We start from the raw sequence: 19,747 nt of genomic DNA, 5'->3' as shown, positions 1-19,747 counted from the left end.
TTATAAATTGAAAATGTAACCGGTAACATTTTTATCAAATTTTGATAAATTTGTCGTTCACTAAAACTTCAAATCAATAACTTTGTTTCAACTTATAGACAAGCTTATGGGTAGAGGAATTAGCATGAATAGTGATATGTTTGTTTCCAAAAAACTTTATCTGATGCAATTAATATTGAATATTGCCGTTGTTGCTTTTTTTGGGCTTTTTTGTCACATCGCTTTAGCTGGATTATCAGTTTCTGCTATTACAGCGCAATATATTCACGGTAATCCACCTGAAATTCTAGAAACCGCTGACACAAAAGTTTTAAACGGAATTCAAGTCAAATTAAATATTGATGGTCTTGATCCAGCGATAATTTCGCCGGGTAATAGCGATAAGATTTCTGTTGCTTACAATACGTCTCCTAGTCTTTATTCATTTGATGTCGATACTTCAAGCTTGAATGATAGTGATATCAATGATGTGGATGGAGATAAATTGGCTACTAACGGTAGTTTTATCATTCAATCGATTAATGCTGAATGGCGAGACCAGAACAATAATATTATTCCTTCTAACTCTACTTCATTTTTGGGTCGTGATGTGTGTAACTCATCTACTGCTAATGCAAAATCATCGGTAAAAGTGACGATTCAATTTATTGCTAAAACTCAGTACGGTGAACCTGATACTTCAGAACCAAGAGAAGTATCAAAAACATTTGAAGTAAGTGCTGATGACGGTATCTGTTTTATCAGACCCGGTATACTGGCTTTGATTACTCACAATGGTTGGGATGAAGGTGGGAACTATGCGCCTTATGGTGCTGATACAATAGATGTTAATCCTTCTTATAACAGCGATCAATTTACTATTCATCAAGGCTTTAAGGCCACTGCAAAAGATCAAAATGGTAATTATTTCCCAACTTATGCTTTTCCGGAAGCTCGTTTCAGAATTGTACCAGTTAATCCTATATCTGATTATAGTTATACCTTGGTCAAAAATCCAAATAATTCATTAGTTAATACTGCACGTGATTCAAACGCTGATTCTAAAAGTGAATTTAAATTTACTGACAATGTACCTGGTCAAGGTGATAAATTTGTCATATTAGTGACCAATAATAGAACGCTAGCACAGTTTTATTATACTTTTTCTATAAAACATTGGTTATATTTCTTAAATAACCTTCCGGGTAATTGGCAAAATTCAAATAGATTATGTCAAAACAATAATGATAGATTGCCAACACGAGCTGAGATTACAAACTCGTCTTTAGCTTACACGCCAACCACTAATGATAACTATTATGTAAAAAATAATGGGTACAAAAGAGCAATTGGTGAAGGATTAACGCCAGAATGGGGTAAAGTCTACTTCTATGCACCTTTAGATATTATTGGTCGAGATATGTTAGATGGTTTGTCAAATTTGAAAAATTTCATCTATTATGATTTCTATTTCACCAGTGAACAATCATCAGTGAAAGATATATATGGAAATAATCGATACTACAGTGTAGGGATTGTAGAAGGTAACGTTATTGTTGAACCAGATATAGCATATACCTTATGTGTTAAATATTAGAAAATATATAAAATTATCTGTTTTTTCAAAAAGCGCAGTTAAAGTGATAAGATAATATCTTTAAATTTAATTTTGGGTTTCAACTAAATGAGCAGATTTAAAAACCTGCTCATTTTTATTGTAAAAATTTTACAATAATAAAGATGTAGGTCGATATCTCAATCTTTTTAATTAGCTCGTCATCGTCCTGATATTTTGGCTATTTTCACATTAATCAAAACTATTTAATTATCATGATAAGTAAACAGTGGGCAAAATAATATTTTTCAGCCCAAATTGTTTTAACTCAGTAGCAAAATTTTCGACATGTTGTTTTGATGCTGGTTCCCATGTTTTAGCTATTCCTTGTACACCATGGTGGTGAAATGCATTGATTCTCACTCTGATACTCGGATCCAACGCCAATAAAAAGTGCGCGATTTGTTCTGCCTTATTTTGAAGATCTGTATGAGTTGGGATGATCAAAAATCTAACTTCGTGTAATTTTTGGATCTTTGAAAGATATTCTATTGTTTTTATGACTCGATGATTATCTCTGCCGGTTAACTTTTTATGAACTTGGGTATCCCAAGCTTTAAGATCAATCATCGCACCATCCATGACATTCACTACTTTTTGCCACCCCGTTTGGGATAAATAACCATTACTATCAATAAAACAGGTTAAATGTTTTAAGTCATCGGCATGTTTAATGGCATGAAACAGTTTTTCAATAAAAGGTAATTGAATGGTCGCTTCCCCTCCACTGAGCGTAATACCATTTAAAAAGGGTAGGTATTTGCGAATGATGTTTAGTATATCTTCAACACTATATCGGAAAGTCATTGGCGTTGAGTGATATTGGCAAGTCTGAAGGCAAGTATCACATTGCTGGCAAGCTGATGTTTGCCAGATAACTTGATGATGACTGAATGTTAATGCCTGATGTGGGCATGTGGCAACACAATCACCACAATCCTGACATAGTGATATGGTATACGGATTGTGGCAATTTAAGCATTTAAAATTACAGCCTTGTAAAAATATAACTAATCGATTTCCAGGCCCATCAACGCAAGAAAAGGGTAAAAGTTTATTAACGATTGCCCATGACTTGTTCATGACTGATCACTCGTGGAGTACGGCATAAGTAGCTATTATTAACGGTATCTTGTGCGGCTTCACTTCCTAAAAATGTGGTATTAATCCGTGAACCTTCTTCTTTATATTTTTTGATATCTGATAATCTCACCATATAGCCTGTTACTCGCACCAGATCATTACCACTAATATTGGCGGTAAACTCTCGGAAACCAAATTTAAATGCCGCTTTACAAATTTGCAGTAAAGCAGAAGGATTATTTTTAATGGTTTCATCAATCGTTAAAATATCACTAATGCCTGATGTGTAATAATGGTGATGTTTAAACAGTGCCATAATATGGGTAACGGGATCCGGTTCGTGGCCATAAGGGATCCGTAAGCCAGGGGTGGTACCTCTATCCGTGCTGATGCCAGATTGAGCATGTAACATTGCTTTACCTTGCCAAGCATGGTTAATTTTATGATGATCAATAAAGTCGGCTAATTGTTTAGAAATGGTGGTAGCTAGTTCATTAGCATCTTCATCGACACCATAGCGACCCGTTAAGTTAGATTTTTCTTGTAGAATATTAATCGCTTCTGCCATGGCGTAAATACCAAACATAGGTGCAAATCGGTTGGCATCAATTAATCCTTCTTTTACTAAAAAACTATTTTGAAAGAAGTTTGACTTTTCGTATAAAAAAGCTGAACGGGCTTTGATTAAATTTAATTGTAATTGGCAATAATAGGGTAGCGTGTTTTGCAGAAAATCATCAATATGTTGACTGCGCTTTGCCACTTCTTTTAAGTTAATTCTTGATAGAGTACTGCCACCGCCAGCGATAGGTAAGGAGTTATAACAGCTGACAACGCCATAGCCTTTTTCATCAAAATCTTTTTGAATCATCATATTATTGGCGATGTGGGGTTTTGCTGTTTCGCAAATATTGCCAATTGCAACGGATAATAAGGCTTCTGGTGTGATGTTTTCATCATAGATAAAGGTTAAATTCGGTGCAACTTGTTTAAGTTCTTTATCCACACGTAAAATTAGACGACAGATAACATTATCAGTTGGACCAATGTTGGCATGCATAAAAGCATCAGGTAAATTACGATCTAACATTATCCAAAAATGTTTTAATCGTTGATAAAGTTCATCTTCAGTGAGATGCCCAACATAAGGTAACAATATTTGATCTAAACAACCCAGATAGACAGGCATGCCGGTAACGGATGGTACATGATGATAAGCAATAGTTAGCATATTTATTGCATCATCAAACGTTTTGGCGGGTTCGAGTTCTAACCACTCAGAGCCTTGCTTTAGAAATTTAGCATAATCAGGAAGCACATATCGAGGCTTATAAGGCGCATGACCTTCAAACATATCACAAAGGATATTTTCGTCTAACGCTTTCTTTGTTTCATTATCAAGTTCAACATAAGGCAAATTATTTTCTGCCGCTAATGCCAATAAGTTGGCTTTCTGTTTTGGTGATAAATTAGGGTCGGTGACGATTTGATAACAACTGCTTTGAAACTCTGTCATGTGCATATTAACCTCGATACTAAAAAGCAAATTTATTTAATTAAAATGGTAAACCTAATGATTATTTTTCGATAATCATCCGTATTGGTTCATAATCAGCAGCATTAATTGGCGAATGTGTCTCAAAAAACTGTTTTATAACATCCGCATCACGATAACCTGTATTCACATAAGTAGGTAATAGATTCATTATCGGATAGCCATCACCTCCTGTCGCTAGAAAATCCAGTGTTGCTATTCGATAATTTTTTTGTAACTCGATAGGCTGATTATTAATTTTTATATTACTAATTTTTTCTCCCTTTTGGGTGAAAGTAATATTTCTTAAATGAGCAAATCCTCCTGACCCCGCATTTTTGCTCATTGCGACTTTAAGATATTCAATTAACTCACTTCCCGTTATATCAAAGTAAACAACACTATTGCCAAAAGGCTCCACCTTTAAAATATCACGATAAGTAATGTCTCCTTCAATAAGCGAATCTCGGATCATTCCACCCGACATTACTCCGATGTCAGCTCCTGTTTTTTCGATAAAAGCACTGAGTAATAATTGTCCTAAATTACTTTGCTGATATCGGACAATATGGCGATCGCCTTCAAGTCGACCGACTAATTCGCCGCTTTTAATGGACAGTTTTTTTCTGCCTTGTTCTTGATATGGTTGCAATATCTGCAATAGTTGTGGATCTTGAGGGATCTCAGTGGTATAAAACTCAAGACGTTTAGTGTCGTTGCCATTATCCACTTCTTTTTTAAGGTTAATAGGAATTAATTGATAATTTTTAAGTGTCAATTTTCCATTTAGAAATTCAAAATCTGCTCGACCTACATATTTTCCCCATTCGTGAGCCTGTACTATCCAAGTCCCATTTTGTTGATCAGGTGCGCAAGGTGTACCGGGAACATATTCAGTGACTCGTTTATTTGCACTTGCCATACAAACCGGATTTTGAGAATGTCCGCCTACAATCATATTCAATTCGCCCGATTTTAAGCCTCGGGCTAATTCTACATCCCCCGGTGCCATTGAACCATGTTCGCCATTTTCGTAGTGTCCCATATGGGTCACGGCGATAATCATATCTGGGTGTTCGTTTTGTTGAATTTGAGCAATCACTTTTTGTGCTTCGGGTAATGTTTGGCGAAACTCAACACCTCGCGTATTCATTGGTGAAGCGAGATGAATGGTATCATCAGTGGTAAGACCAAAAACGGCAACTCGGACACCATTTAAGTCAAACATTTTATAGGCATCAAAGACACGATTATCCGTGCCTTTGAAGTAAGTATTAGCAGACAAAAAAGGAAAATGTGCCAATTGTTGTTGTTCACGAATGATAGATAACGGATGATCAAATTCATGATTACCAACAGCCATAGCATCATAGCCTATTTCGTTCATGCCGATAAAATCCGGTTTAGCTTGAAGTACATCAGATTCAGGCACACCCGTATTAATATCACCACCTGACAAAAGTAATAATGTTCCACCTTTGGCGGTAACTTCTTTTCTGATATCATCTACCACTGTTTTTTGAGCGGCAAGCCCATATTCACCAATTTCATTTTGCCAAAAACGACCATGATGATCGTTCGTATGTAAAATGGTGAATTGGTAGGATTGATTCTCTTTCCAAGAATGGGCTATTGGCTGTTGCGTGATAGCATCTGCTATTGAATTGGCCGAAAATAGACCCAAAGCAAGGACTAGTGATAGTTTTTTAGTTATAGTTAAACAATACATGGTGTCTCCTAATTCCTTACAGACAATCACTACTCCGTAATGACTTTATAAATCAATGTTGGCTCGTGCGCATTATCACTAATGGTAATATTGTCATAAAGTTTTTGTTTGATAGCATCCAGTTTATCTGTGCTCGCATGAATAGTTAACAATGCTTCTCCTTGCTCAACTTTATCACCAACCTTTTTATGCAATACAATACCTATAGCAGGGTCAATGACATCCTCTTTGGTTGCTCGACCTGCACCAAGTTGCATAGCTATAATACCAATTTGATCGGCAACAATCCGAGAAACATAACCTGATTTGAGTGCTGGTAGAGCAATTTGATAGGGGGCACTTGCTAATTTTTCAGGATGATCAACAACAGTGCTATCACCACCTTGAGCTTCAATTAACGTTTTAAATTTTTCAATTGCTTTGCCATTGTTAATGGCTTCCTGAAGTTTTATGCGTGCTTCGTCAAGTGTTTTAGCTTTATCGGCTAATACCACCATTTGACTACCTAAAGTTAGCACTAATTCCGTTAAATCTGCGGGGCCTTGACCTTTTAAGGTATCTATAGCTTCTTTTACTTCTAATGCATTACCGATAGCATAACCAAGTGGTTGTGACATATCAGAAATTATCGCCATTGTTCTTCGTCCAATTTGATTACCAATTTTGACCATTTCGTTAGCTAATTTTTCTGAATCAGCCATCTCTCGCATCAGTGCGCCATCACCCGTTTTTACATCTAAAACAATTGCATCGGCACCTGCGGCTAATTTTTTGCTCATAATTGAGCTAGCAATAAGTGGAATTGAATTGACAGTACCGGTTACATCACGAAGTGAATAGAGTTTTTTATCAGCAGGCGTTAAATTACCCGATTGTCCAATAACTGACACACCTTTTTGATTAACTTGATCAATAAATTCTTGTTTACCTAATTCTATTTTAAATCCAGGAATTGACTCAAATTTATCGTTGGTACCACCGGTATAACCAAGTCCTCTTCCGGACATTTTAGCAACAGGCACACCAACGGCTGCCACTAATGGAGCTAGCACAAGGGTAGTGGTATCGCCAACGCCTCCAGTTGAATGTTTATCAACTTTGATACCTTGAATTGAAGAGAGATCGACTGTATCACCTGAATACATCATAGCAGTGGTCAAATCTGCACACTCTTTTGATGTCATGCCTTGATAATAAATAGCCATTAATAATGCACTAACTTGATAATCAGGAATAGTACCATTGGTATAATTAGTAATAAAAAATTGGATTTCTTCAGTAGTTAGTGGGTTACCATCACGCTTTTTTTCAATAATATCTACAAATCTCATTAATTTTTCTCTCTTAATGTCAATAAATTAGGTTAGAATCTATATCTATTTATCTAATGTTAAACTCTTTTTATAAGTCAGAGTGTTTGCTTATAAATTGTATATTTTAATATGCTTTAATGTTGTTATTTTTACTCATTTTTAGTGATAATTTTAACTAAAAAATTTATCTAATCTAAATCACTTGGTGAAAATGACCAAGGTAATAATTCGCCAACGGTGGTTTCTTGTATTTTCCCTTGCATATTTGTCAAAATTACAGGCATATTTTTATCACAAAACTCACTTATTACTTGGCGACAGGCGCCACAAGGTGAAATTGGGCCATCAGTATCCCCAATGACAACTAATTTTTTAAATTTACGTTTGCCTTCTGAAACTGCTTTGAAAATAGCCGTTCGTTCAGCACAGTTAGCCAATCCGTACGATGCATTTTCAATATTACAACCTAAAATCGCTTCGTCATCTTCAGTAATTAATACCGCACCGACTTTGAATTTTGAATAAGGTACATAAGCTTTAGAGCGTGCTGTTTTAGCTAGTTCAATGAGTTTTTCAATTTTCATTAAGATAGTCCTGTGGTTTTACCTTTTTCGATTAATTTATTGTGTTTACATTAATTGGTGATTGTAAGTCCAGACGATAGACACCAAATCCCAACTCATCTTTATCAAGATAACTTATTGGATATAAGGAATCTTTTTGAATAACCATTTTTGCTTCATCCGTTGGAGACGATTCAAATCGAATATCTAATTTGGTTTTACTGGTTATTGGTGCAATTTGCCAATTATTATCGACAGCCACCTTCACCTCTCCATTTTTATGGGTAGTATTAGTGATATAAGCTGATAAAATTACTCTTAAATCATCGGGTGAATTAAATTTCACATTTTTGCTTCCTGTACCTGGAAAAGCACCAGTATAAGCACGATAATTATTTGTTGCTATCAAGAAGGTTTGGGTTGGATCGATAGGCTTTTGTTGGTAGGTTAGATTTTTGATTCGTTCAGAATTAGCATTGATTAGTTGGCAATTGCCATCGTATCGGGCAGGTTGAGTAATATCAATTTGGTAATTTACGCCATCAATCGTATCGAAGTTATACGTTCTGAAATGATCCCAATCTATTAAGTACTGCGGTGTCGTGACTTTCGTATCAATTTGATTATATACCCCTGCCGAACATTCAAGCCACTCTTTAACCTCTTTGCCTGTAACTTGGACGACTGATAACAGGTTAGGGTATAAGTAGATATCCGCTGCATTTCTAAATGTAAGATCGCCTTTTTTTACATCAACAAAAGCAGTCGGATCGTTTTTTCTACCGCCAACCTTGAAAGGAGCAATAGCCGATAAAACTGGTAAACCATCAAGATCTGGGTCACCTTGAATAAACTGTTTTACATACGCAATTTGTGCATCACTAATAATTTGTAATGCCGTGGTATCTTGAACTAAAGCCAAATAACTGGTGATATCACTATCAATTTTCCCAATCGGTTTTCCGACAAATTCACGTGTGCCTTGGTGATCTTCTTTCAGTACGTGAGTAATATGTTGATCGGCATCAACCAGTGCTTTTTTGGTTTTCACGTCATAAATTGGGCGAGCTTGGGATTTACCTGAAGTCACTTGCCAATTTGAATTGTCACCATTTAGGACTAAATCTACAACGCCCAAATGGCTTCCCCATTGTCCGGGCATAACGGCAGGCACATGATTTATATTGCCGGTTTCAATATTAGTATTAGGTAATGATTTAAAATCGTCGCTTGGAAACACGCCATGTGAATGACCAAACATAATAGCATTGATACCCTCTACTTGACTTAAATAGTATACCGAGTTTTCGGCAAGTGCTTTATAAGGTTCTGAAGAAACGCCCGAATGGGGAATAGCGATAACGATATTAGCCCCTTCTTTTTTCATTTGCGGGACTAACTGTTTAGCTGTTTCTGTGATGTCTTTAACTTCGACTTTCCCATCCAAATTTAATTTATCCCATTGCATAATTTGAGGTGGAACAAATCCTATATAACCAATTTTAATAGTGTGTTGATTACCTTCTCGATCAATAACCGGCGTGTCGACAATAATATATTGTTTAAAAAAGGGTTGCCCAGTTTTTGCATCATAGACATTGGCATTAATGTAAGGAAATTTGGCACCAGCAAGACTTTTTTGCAAGAAGTCTAAACCAAAATTAAATTCGTGATTACCGATGTTACCAACGGTATAATTTAACGTATTCATGGCTTTATAGACTGGATGGATTTCGCCATTTTTAAGCCCTTTATTTACTGCATAATCAGCCATAGGGCTACCTTGAATCAAATCGCCATTATCAACCAGAACACTGTTTTTGACTTCATTACGAGCTTGATGTATTAAATTGGCGGTTTTAGCTAATCCAAAGGTATCGATTGATTGATCTTTAAAATAATCAAAATTCATCATGTTTCCATGTAGATCAGTTGTTTCAATTATCCTTAAATCGACTGTTGCTGCATGGAGCGTTCCAGAAATCAATAGGGTTAAAAGGGGTAAAGTGAGTTTATTTTTTATCATATGAATCTCCTATTTATTTCCGGTAATGCTATTTTTTCATCCGTTTTAATAATAAATGTTGGTAATGAACAAATCGTTCAATAATGGCTGGGTGATATTTGTTTTCATTAATTGCTGTCAGTAATGCTAGTTGATCATCGGCTGTGAAACAGGACAGCACATAATCGGTTAAGCGTACTTTTTGCAAATCTTCAACAAACGCTGCATCAATTCCACACAGTGTGATATCAAACAATTCTAATCGGGTAAAGTAAAAGATAGATTGGGCTAAATCATATTCTTTTTCTATGTCAGTGCCAAAAATTCCTGCATCATCAGTATTTAAGGTGATTCGTACACCTTGATCATAAAGCTGTCTTACTGGGTGATGATGAATATCTCCCTGTAATTCATTGACTAAAATGCGGTTACTGGTTAACGCAACTTCTAATGTTATGTTGCGACGAACTAATTCATTGATTAAGTCCTGATCTTCAATCGCTCGAATGCCATGCCCAATTCTATCTGCGCCATGTTTGAGGGCTTGAATAATGCTTGCTGCGGATTCTATTTCGCCAGCATGATAAGATTTTTTTAAATTGAGTTTATTGGCTAATTGGTGTGACGCTTGAAAATCATCGAAGTGACCCGCTTTTTCATTACCGGCAATATTAAAACCGGTAATAAAAGGATGAGGATTTTTTTCAATAAATAATAGGGTATCATGTACCGTTTTCGCACCTAGATGTCTGACACCAATCACATGATATCTTACCGTGATATTATATTCTTTTTGTACATCAGCTATGGCTGCATCCATTTGCTGTAAGGTTTGGTGAAATCGCTCTTCATCCCAAAAAATTTCACCCTGTTTTTCTGTTGTGCAAATGTGATAAGGAGAAAGAAAGAGTTCGCAATAGATTAGCCCTTGTTTGGCATTTCGATAAAGGAAATCATAGGTGATGAGGTAATAATCTTCGGGAGTTTTTACAAAATTGGATACGGTATCATAGGTTTGAATAAACTGAACAAAATCAGTTTCATCATAGCGATATCGTCCATTTTTGTATTCGTTAGTATCATATTCACCTGGCTGATAACATAACGAATGGGGAAAGGGAATATGATTTTTATCTGCTAATTTTTTAGCCATGAAGGGAGTAATACTACCTTCGACATGTTCATGTAATATAACTTTAGGAAGAGTTTGTTTATTCATGAGATAGTTATCTATTTTTAATCTGCTTTTTTGTCTCACATTCAGTCATGTTTAACACTCGCAATGAAATTTAGTTGGCTTCTTAGTTTTACCAATTGCACTTTTGTATTTTACCTTGATAAGGTATCCTTTTTCCATACATTTTGTGTGACTTATTTTTTTGAGCGATATCGTTATTATTCTTGATAATTTAATAACAGTTAAACTCATCTTATTATCATTAAATACAATGATTTTATTGTATGTTTTAAAGTCAATATTTTGGATATGTTTTGTACCAGAAGAGTAATCATCATTATTCTTCTGGTATTGAATTATACTTATTACTAATGGTTAATTAGCGGCATCAGCAGTTTTATATTCATTCGTGTCATTTTTAAATATCACCATAAAAATGACAGCCAGAACCAGCGCATAACCAGCAAAAATAAGCCAAACAGTATGCCAATCGACAAATTTTTCATCTGCCACAACGGTTGTATAACGATCCACGATAAATCCACTCATGAATGTACCTAAAGATGCCCCAATTCCATTGGTCATCACCATAAACAATCCTTGAGCACTGTTACGTATTGTTTTATTGACTGATTTCTCAACATACATTGAGCCAGATATGTTATAAAAATCAAAAGCGCAACCATAAACAATCATCGATAGCAACAATAATACAAATCCAATATTTGATGGATTGCCATAAGCGAATAATCCGAAACGCGCAACCCATGCTAAAATACTGATTAACATGACATATTTAATTCCTAAACGCTTCATGAAAAATGGAACAAATAAGATAAATACGACTTCAGAAATCTGAGAAATTGAAAGTAAAACAGAAGGATACTGGACGGTTAAACTATCAGCATATTCTGGTATTTTATCAAAGCTATGTAAAAACGGATTACCAAACGTATTGGTTATTTGTAAAATCCCACCTAACAATACAGCAAAAAGGAAAAAGATAACCATTCTAGGTTGTTTGAATAATACAAAAGCATCTAATCCTAAAGAACTGATAAGTGATTTTTCTTTAGATTCATTTTGGCAGGTCGGTATAAATGGCAATCTTGATGAGACTAGACATAAAACGATTGATCCCCCAGCTGCAATGTAAAGTTGAATATTACTTAATTCTAACTTCAAAAAGCTGACTAACCACATTGCAATAATAAAACCGATTGTGCCAAAGATTCTTATCCCTGGGAAGTGAGCTATCACGTCTAATCCTTTTGATTCTAAGCAAGAATAAGCAATCGAATTTGATATTGCGATAGTTGGCATAAATGCTAAACAGTGAATCAGCATGACAATTGCCATCATCACCGGTGAGCTAATTGATGCCGCCACAAATAAAGTTACCGCACCGATAAAATGGCAAATAATATATAACCGGTTTGCTGGTATCCAACGGTCAGCGACAATACCTAACAAACTTGGCATAAATAATGATGCTATCCCCATCGATCCATATACAGAAGCTATTTCAAGACCAGTAAAATTTAATTGCCTTTCCAAATAAGAACTCAATGTTATTAACCAGCATCCCCAGATGAAAAATTGCATAAAAAATATAACTTTTAGTTGTAACTTAGTATTCATTTAGATTCCTTATTTAATGCTAACTTTTTCATAACGTATTACCCAAAAATATAATTAAAAACTTATTGCAACAATTATTCGTTATATAACATTAATGTGAAGTATCAATAGATATTATTATCGAATCATTTTAATTAAACCGCTGTGTTAAATGACGATATAATCTGTTTTTAGATACTTTTCATTACTTAAAAAAAATGGCAGTCATTCTGCCATTTTAGTTTTGATTTAATAAAACCGATTCTAACGCAACGGTAATCATTTCTTTAAAACCAAGTTGACGCTGTTCAGCCGTCATGGCTTCGCCTTTACGTATATGATCTGATACCGTACAAATAGCTAATGCTTTTGCGCCGTACTCAGCGGCAACCCCATAAATTCCTGCTGCTTCCATTTCAACCCCTAAAATATTGTATTTTTCCATTACATCAAACAGTTCGGGTTCAACACTATAAAAAAGATCAGCTGAAAAGAGGTTACCCACTTTTACATTAACACCTAATTTTTTGGCTGCATTTACCGCATGGCAAGTAAGATCAAAATCGGCAATAGCTGCAAAATCATGATCTTTAAAACGAATACGATTGACTTTAGAATCTGTGCAAGCACCCATACCAATAATCACATCGCCAATGTTTACATTTGGGCTAATCGCACCACATGAACCAACACGAATGATATTTTTTACACCATAAAATTTTATTAATTCGGTTGTATAGATAGAACAAGATGGTATGCCCATTCCATGCCCCATAACAGAAACTTTTTGACCTTTATAATAGCCAGTAAAACCTAACATCGCTCTTACATTGGTCGCTTCTTGTGCATTTTCTAAAAAGGTTTCTGCAATAAATTTTGCTCGTAATGGATCGCCTGGCATTAAGACAGTTTCTGCAAAAGCATTTTCAATTGCGTTAATGTGTGGGGTAGACATTAATTTCTCCTGAAAGTTTTTGAAAAATAAATTTCTGTTACCTATTTTTTGATAAAAGATTGCCCATATTCCATTGGTGATAAATCAAAATAATCGGCAACGCTTTGACCGATATCAGCAAAGGTTTTACGGTGCCCTAGGGAACCAACGGGAACACTATCACCGTAAACGATGACTGGAATATGTTCACGGGTATGATCTGTGCCAGCCCAAGTTGGATCGCATCCATGATCAGCACTGATAATCAGTAGATCACCCGGTTCGATAAGATCTAACATTTCGGGTAAGCGAGAATCAAAATATTCTAACGCAGCAGCGTAACCGGCAACATCACGTCGATGACCGTAAGACGAGTCAAAATCGACAAAGTTAGTAAACACAATTGTATTATCTTTGGCTTGTTTTATCTCTTCAATTGATGCATTGAAAAGGGCTTCGATGCCGGTTGCTTTAACTTTCTTAGTAATACCAACATGTGCATAAATATCAGCAATTTTACCGATTGACACGACAGTGCCTTGTTTTTCATCAACCAGTTTTTTTATCATGGTTGGAGCCGGTGGTTCAACGGCTAAATCGTGGCGGTTACCGGTACGGACAAATTCACCCGCTTTTTTACCGATAAATGGTCTGGCAATCACACGCCCAATGTTATAATTACCTTTATTGAGTTCATCACGCGCGATTTCGCAGATTTCATATAATCTCTCTAAACCGAACGTTTCTTCATGACACGCTATCTGAAAAACTGAGTCTGCTGAAGTATAAAATATTGGTTTGCCACTTGTCATATGTTCTTCACCTAGCTCATCAAGAATTATGGTTCCTGATGAATGGCAGTTACCTAAATAACCAGATAGGTTGGCGCGCTTTACAATTTTATCTAATAATTCTTGAGGAAAACTATTGGTGGTGTTGGAAAAATACCCCCAATCAAAAAGTACAGGAACACCAGCTATTTCCCAATGACCTGATGGCGTATCTTTACCCGAAGAAATTTCACTAGCATAGCCATAAGAACCGATTATTTCACCTTCTGTGCGCATTCCTTTAGGGTAATAACCCGCCGATTCGTAGGCTGCTTCGATTAAGCCTAGCTTAGCTAAATTAGGTAATTTTAATGGACCTTGGCGTCCTTTATCGGCTTGACCTAATGCACAGGCTTCGGCAATATGACCTAATGTATTCGATCCTTCATCTCCATATTTTTTCGCATCTTCGGCTCCACCAATTCCAAAGGAATCGAGGATCATAATAAAAACTCTTTTCATAATTTCCTCTAAATCTCAAATATCACTAAGTTTGCAATTATGTTATTGAATAACCATTGCTAATATTGTGATCTAGCACACATTTATTTACGCAATTAAAGCCAATTGTGTAACAATAGTACTTTTTAAACTATTAAAACTATTTTTTGTGCCTTTTATAATAAAAGGTTTTCAGGTTAGTTATAATACATGATAAAAAAAAACAGAAAAGATTTAAGCATCGTTTTAGCTGATTATTTGATTAATATTAACGGATTTTGAAAAAATATTATGACATTATTGGTTAATAGCGCTTATAAATAATGTATTGTTAAGCTATTTGCAGAAAATTACTGTTGAAGAAATTAAATGATAAATTTAATTATGATGAATTAAATCTAATTTGTGTTGTGTTAAGATGAGCTTTTTTATATTCCATTTGCTTAACAAGATATTAAATAATTCACTTCATTTAGCATGTTCTGTTTAAGTAACTAAGTTATGTAAAAACTTCAAAAAACTGACATTAGGTATTGAAGCTAAACAAATTTCAATTTAATTAATAGTTATTACGTTTGTATCATTTAGGATTAAATTATTTATAAAAATAAAGGTAGTTAATAATGAATCAAAAAATCCCCAATACTTTTGGTCTTGACGTTTTTGCAAAACAGGTCGTAACGGTATCAAGCGTTAAGGAACTACAAAATGTTTGGCAAGATAATGCCAATCAACCGATTATGATTATAGGTGAAGGAAGTAATACACTTTTTACTTGTGATTTTGAAGGGACGATTATCGTTAATCGCATTAAAGGTATTACCATAACCGAAACGGAGAACGAATGGTTGTTAAGAATAGGCGCTGGAGAAAACTGGCATGAGATTGTTTCAAAAACGATCACACAAAATATTGCCGGTCTAGAAAATTTAGCGCTTATCCCGGGCTGTATCGGATCTGCACCAATTCAAAATATCGGTGCTTATGGTGTTGAATTTCAGAAAGTTGCTGATTATGTAGAATTGCTAGAACTTACAACCGGTAATATTATTACGGTGACTGACGGGCAATACGGATACCGTGAAAGCATTTTTAAACAACACTATTCGCAGGGTTATGCGGTAATTTATGTCGGTATAAAATTATCTAAACAATGGCAGCCAGTACTCACTTATGGTGAATTAAAAAACTTTGATGCTAAAACTGTCACGCCTAAAATGATTTTTGATAAAGTATGTGAAATTCGTCGCAGTAAATTACCCGATCCTAACGTACTTGGAAATGGCGGTAGTTTTTTTAAAAATCCAGTGGTGGAAAAAGTTATTGCTGACAAACTACTTGAAATCTACCCGGCAATGCCTATATACCCACAATCCAATAATCAAGTTAAATTAGCTGCTGGTTGGTTAATCGATCAGTGTGGTTTAAAAGGCTATCAGATTGGTGGTGCTGCTGTTCATCAACAACAAGCATTAGTTTTAGTTAATATCAATAAGGCAACGGCACAAGATGTGGTTAATTTAGCTCGTCATGTTAAAAATGCCGTTTTAAACAAATTTTCGATACATCTTTCCCCTGAAATTCGCTTTATCGGTGCAACAGGCGAAATTGATGTAGACAATTTTTTATAATCATTTGAACTATGAAACACTCTTATTCATTTCCGATTTTATTAACAAGTTTACTCTTTGTAACAATCGCTTTATCAGCATTAAATACCCAAGTACCACTGTGGTTAGAAAAAGACCAGTTTTCTTTAGGACAAATTGGTCTGGTAGGGTCAAGTTATTTTGCTGGTAACTTGCTTGGTACAATCATGGCTAATTGGTTAATTAGTCATTTTAATGCTAGATATACTTATACCTATAGTTGTATTCTCTTCGCCATTGCCACCATTGGATTAAGTTTTTCAATGGATTTTTATAGTTGGGCAATATGGCGTTTTATGATTGGTATGGCTTGTGCGGTGACATGGGTTGTGATTGAAAGTTGTATACTGGTTACCGGAACAGTTCGTACACGAGGAAAAATGCTAGCGGTTTATTTAACTACTTATTATATTGGTACGGTGTTAGGGCAAGCGCTGTTAAGATATTTTCCGCAAGAAGTACTCTATTTTGGACTGGTTATTACACTATTAATGGCGTTAGCTATTTTATTTATTTTACTTACTCATTATAAATTACCTAAAAGAAAGAAAAGCGGTTTAAATATTGTTCCAATGATTTTACATAAGCCTTCTCGGATAGGGCTTATCGGTTGTATGATTGCCGGTATGTTAATTGGTTCTTTATATTCATTATTACCTGTCTACTATTCACATTTAGGTTATAATGATAGCCAAGTCGCTAATTGGATGATTCTACTCATTTTATCTGGTGTTATTGCGCAACTTCCTGCCAATTGGTGTGCAGATAAATATGGTCGTCGAGTGGTGTTACTGATTGAATCTTTGGTCATGTTAGTTGCATGTTTATTATTGATATTTAACTTGTTTGATGTCTTTGCCATTATTTTATTAGGCACAACGATCTACACTATTTATCCAATATCCATGGCATGGGCTTGTTCTTGTGTACGAAAACAAGATATTGTATCAATGAATCAAGCAATGTTATTAACCAATACTTTAGGAAGTCTTATTGCACCAGCAATAATTGCTTATATAATGGATATAACCAATAACTCTTATTTATTCATCAGTTTTGCTATAATTTCACTTTATTTCATTATTTTATTATTCTACAAGCGAGGAGCAAATGCGCAGTTACCAGAATCCCCTTAAATTAATTGAAATTCTAGCCGACGGAAATTTTCATTCCGGCGAAGAGCTAGCATCAGATTTTGGTATTACGCGTGCCGGAATAAACAAATATATTAAAGTGCTCCGTGAATGGGGAATTGAATTATCCTCCATACAAGGTAAAGGCTATAGTTTAAAAATACCGATGGACTTATTTAATAAATCCAAGATAGATCAGTATTACCAAGCTGATAGTCGCGTTGAAATTTTACCGATTATCGACTCAACTAACCAATATATACTGGATAAAATACCCGATTTAAAATCGGGAGATTGCTGTATAGCCGAGTTTCAGTCAAAAGCACGAGGAAGACGAGGGCGACAATGGTTTTCACCTTTTGGTACCAATCTCTATTTTTCAATGTATTGGCGCTTAGAGCAAGGCATTGCAGCAGCAATGGGATTAAGTTTAGTTGTCGGTATTGTTGTTACGCAGACTTTACGAGAATTATCGGGTCAAGATATCAAAGTAAAATGGCCTAATGATCTCTATCTTAATGACCAAAAATTAGCAGGTATCTTGGTCGAATTAGCAGGTAAAACAGGGGATTGTGCCCATGTTGTGATTGGTATCGGGGTTAATTTGAACATGACCAATCCTGACACGAATATTGTCAATCAAAAATGGGCTAATTTAGGGAATATCAATCGTAATTTATTAGTTGCCAAAATTGCAAAAACATTACGGGAAAATCTCGAAAAATTTGAAAAAAACGGATTAGCATTTTTTATTGATGATTGGAATCATCTCGATAATTTTATTCATCGTCCTGTTAAATTACTTATTGGTGATGATGTTATTCGAGGTATTGCAAAAGGTATAAATGATCAGGGTGCTTTACTGCTTGAACAAGATGGCAAAATCGAAGCATATATTGGTGGCGAAATCTCTTTACGAAGTGATGAGTAACAAAGTGTTCCCTGTATACACAGGGATAATAAATGCTTATAAAGTTCAATAAATATCATGTTTATCAACTTTCCACTTTTGGATAAAAATGCTACCAAGTGAGTTAATGGCTTTACCCTGTTAATAACAAGTAGAATGTGACAAAGTACAAAAAGGAAAAATATTTCACAGCAATTCATCAAAATCCATTCCCAAAACCGAGAAATGAGCTTGTAATTAGAAATTGGTCGGTGCACAAATAAATTACAAGAAGAATAGGCGCATTAAACTCCTAGCTAAATTCAATTAACTAACTGATTAATATAAGTTAATGTGTTTAAAATATCTAAAAGCCAACTGAGTAAAAAAACAACAAAAAAGTTGGTAGAATTTTACACTTTGCTATTTTAATTAATAAACAATAGGTTATAATTAGGGAGTTCCCTATATACATAGGGATAAACCGTTTTAGATTAAAACAAGACGAAATGTACACCCGAGTTCCCTATATACATAGGGATAAACCGTAAAAAACGAGCCCGAGCTATTTTTTAAATTAGAGTTCCCTATATACATAGGGATAAACCGCTATTGAATTAGACCGTCTTAATGCGCAGCGTGAGTTCCCTATATACATAGGGATAAACCGTTGAAATTTTCTAGTCTCCAGAAACTGAGCGTGAGTTCCCTATATACATAGGGATAAACCGCGGATATTCCAGATGGTGTTTATTATCTAACAGAGTTCCCTATATACATAGGGATAAACCGCTTTTAAGTGAATGCGATGATATTGAATACAAGAGTTCCCTATATACATAGGGATAAACCGCTGGTGTAGATAATCAGTCAATTAATGGCTCAGAGTTCCCTATATACATAGGGATAAACCGTTAAAAGCCATTGAGCTAGACCGTCTTAATGCGAGTTCCCTATATACATAGGGATAAACCGTCGAAATAAAAACAAAAGTAAATCTAACTTTGGAGTTCCCTATATACATAGGGATAAACCGCCTTGGATTGCTGAAAAGCAAGATCGGCGCAGGAGTTCCCTATATACATAGGGATAAACCGGGGATTGAGCAGGGGTTAACAGAGCTACAACAGAGTTCCCTATATACATAGGGATAAACCGTTTTTTTACCCCAGCAATCCAGCATATACTCAGAGTTCCCTATATACATAGGGATAAACTGTTCGCATGCGAACAAAAATGGATAATAGGTAAGT

14 protein-coding genes and 1 CRISPR repeat array are annotated in these 19,747 nt (G+C 35.3%); of the genes, 4 read left to right on the top strand and 10 right to left on the bottom strand.

Annotated elements, in window-relative coordinates; all coding sequences use genetic code 11:
• Positions 1–124 precede the first annotated feature (124 nt).
• Complete coding sequence (locus GYM75_RS07490) at positions 125–1,576, top strand: hypothetical protein (protein ID WP_220215356.1); 1,452 nt, start codon at positions 125–127, stop codon at positions 1,574–1,576.
• A gap of 231 nt (positions 1,577–1,807) precedes the next feature.
• On the opposite strand, the gene GYM75_RS07485 is transcribed toward GYM75_RS07490, so the two are convergent.
• The 10 genes from GYM75_RS07485 to GYM75_RS07440 form a co-directional block, all read right to left on the bottom strand.
• Positions 1,808–2,677, bottom strand: a complete 870-nt coding sequence (locus GYM75_RS07485; protein WP_220215355.1) for a YjjW family glycine radical enzyme activase — start codon at positions 2,675–2,677, stop codon at positions 1,808–1,810.
• The gene (locus GYM75_RS07480; protein ID WP_363317427.1) at positions 2,652–4,199 is read right to left on the bottom strand and encodes a YjjI family glycine radical enzyme; all 1,548 of its coding nucleotides are present in this window, start codon (positions 4,197–4,199) and stop codon (positions 2,652–2,654) included. The genes GYM75_RS07485 and GYM75_RS07480 overlap by 26 nt, the downstream gene beginning before the upstream one ends.
• Before the next feature lie 55 nt (positions 4,200–4,254).
• On the bottom strand, positions 4,255–5,940 hold the full coding sequence (gene ushA, locus GYM75_RS07475) for a bifunctional UDP-sugar hydrolase/5'-nucleotidase UshA (RefSeq protein WP_220215353.1): 1,686 nt from the start codon (positions 5,938–5,940) through the stop codon (positions 4,255–4,257).
• 29 nt (positions 5,941–5,969) lie between these two features.
• Entirely contained in the window at positions 5,970–7,271 is a 1,302-nt protein-coding gene (locus GYM75_RS07470; protein ID WP_220215352.1) for a pyrimidine-nucleoside phosphorylase, read from the bottom strand.
• Between the two features lie 170 nt (positions 7,272–7,441).
• Positions 7,442–7,837: a cytidine deaminase gene (locus GYM75_RS07465; RefSeq protein ID WP_220215351.1), complete on the bottom strand. Its 396-nt coding sequence runs from the start codon at positions 7,835–7,837 to the stop codon at positions 7,442–7,444.
• Positions 7,838–7,868: 31 nt separating this feature from the next.
• The gene (locus GYM75_RS07460; RefSeq protein ID WP_220215350.1) at positions 7,869–9,842 is read right to left on the bottom strand and encodes a bifunctional 2',3'-cyclic-nucleotide 2'-phosphodiesterase/3'-nucleotidase; all 1,974 of its coding nucleotides are present in this window, start codon (positions 9,840–9,842) and stop codon (positions 7,869–7,871) included.
• Between the two features lie 28 nt (positions 9,843–9,870).
• A complete protein-coding gene (add, locus tag GYM75_RS07455) occupies positions 9,871–11,040 on the bottom strand; it encodes an adenosine deaminase (protein WP_220215349.1) in 1,170 nt (389 codons plus the stop codon).
• 333 nt (positions 11,041–11,373) lie between these two features.
• Positions 11,374–12,639, bottom strand: a complete 1,266-nt coding sequence (locus GYM75_RS07450; protein WP_220215348.1) for a nucleoside permease — start codon at positions 12,637–12,639, stop codon at positions 11,374–11,376.
• 217 nt (positions 12,640–12,856) lie between these two features.
• Positions 12,857–13,573 carry a purine-nucleoside phosphorylase gene (gene deoD, locus GYM75_RS07445; RefSeq protein WP_220215347.1) on the bottom strand — a complete coding sequence of 239 codons (717 nt, stop codon included), beginning with the start codon at positions 13,571–13,573 and terminating at the stop codon, positions 12,857–12,859.
• Positions 13,574–13,614: 41 nt separating this feature from the next.
• The gene (locus tag GYM75_RS07440; protein ID WP_220215346.1) at positions 13,615–14,844 is read right to left on the bottom strand and encodes a phosphopentomutase; all 1,230 of its coding nucleotides are present in this window, start codon (positions 14,842–14,844) and stop codon (positions 13,615–13,617) included.
• A 602-nt stretch (positions 14,845–15,446) separates the two neighbouring features.
• Between GYM75_RS07440 and murB the strand changes: the two genes are divergently transcribed.
• From murB to birA, 3 genes are read left to right on the top strand one after another with little or no spacing between them, the layout of a single operon-like run.
• Positions 15,447–16,454 (top strand): UDP-N-acetylmuramate dehydrogenase, encoded by a 1,008-nt coding sequence (gene murB / locus GYM75_RS07435; protein ID WP_220215345.1) that lies wholly within the window; start codon positions 15,447–15,449, stop codon positions 16,452–16,454.
• Positions 16,455–16,465: 11 nt separating this feature from the next.
• Positions 16,466–17,608: an MFS transporter gene (locus GYM75_RS07430; RefSeq protein ID WP_220215344.1), complete on the top strand. Its 1,143-nt coding sequence runs from the start codon at positions 16,466–16,468 to the stop codon at positions 17,606–17,608.
• Positions 17,583–18,536: a bifunctional biotin--[acetyl-CoA-carboxylase] ligase/biotin operon repressor BirA gene (gene birA, locus GYM75_RS07425; RefSeq protein WP_220215343.1), complete on the top strand. Its 954-nt coding sequence runs from the start codon at positions 17,583–17,585 to the stop codon at positions 18,534–18,536. The genes GYM75_RS07430 and birA overlap by 26 nt, the downstream gene beginning before the upstream one ends.
• A 416-nt stretch (positions 18,537–18,952) precedes the next feature.
• Positions 18,953–19,713: direct repeats of the CRISPR family, unit length 29 nt; unit sequence GAGTTCCCTATATACATAGGGATAAACCG.
• Positions 19,714–19,747 lie beyond the last annotated feature (34 nt).

The organism is Gilliamella sp. ESL0441 (genome assembly GCF_019469185.1).
GTDB lineage: Bacteria > Pseudomonadota > Gammaproteobacteria > Enterobacterales > Orbaceae > Gilliamella.
Note: the sequence above shows the minus strand (reverse complement) of the source record. Positions and strands in the feature narration are given on the sequence as shown.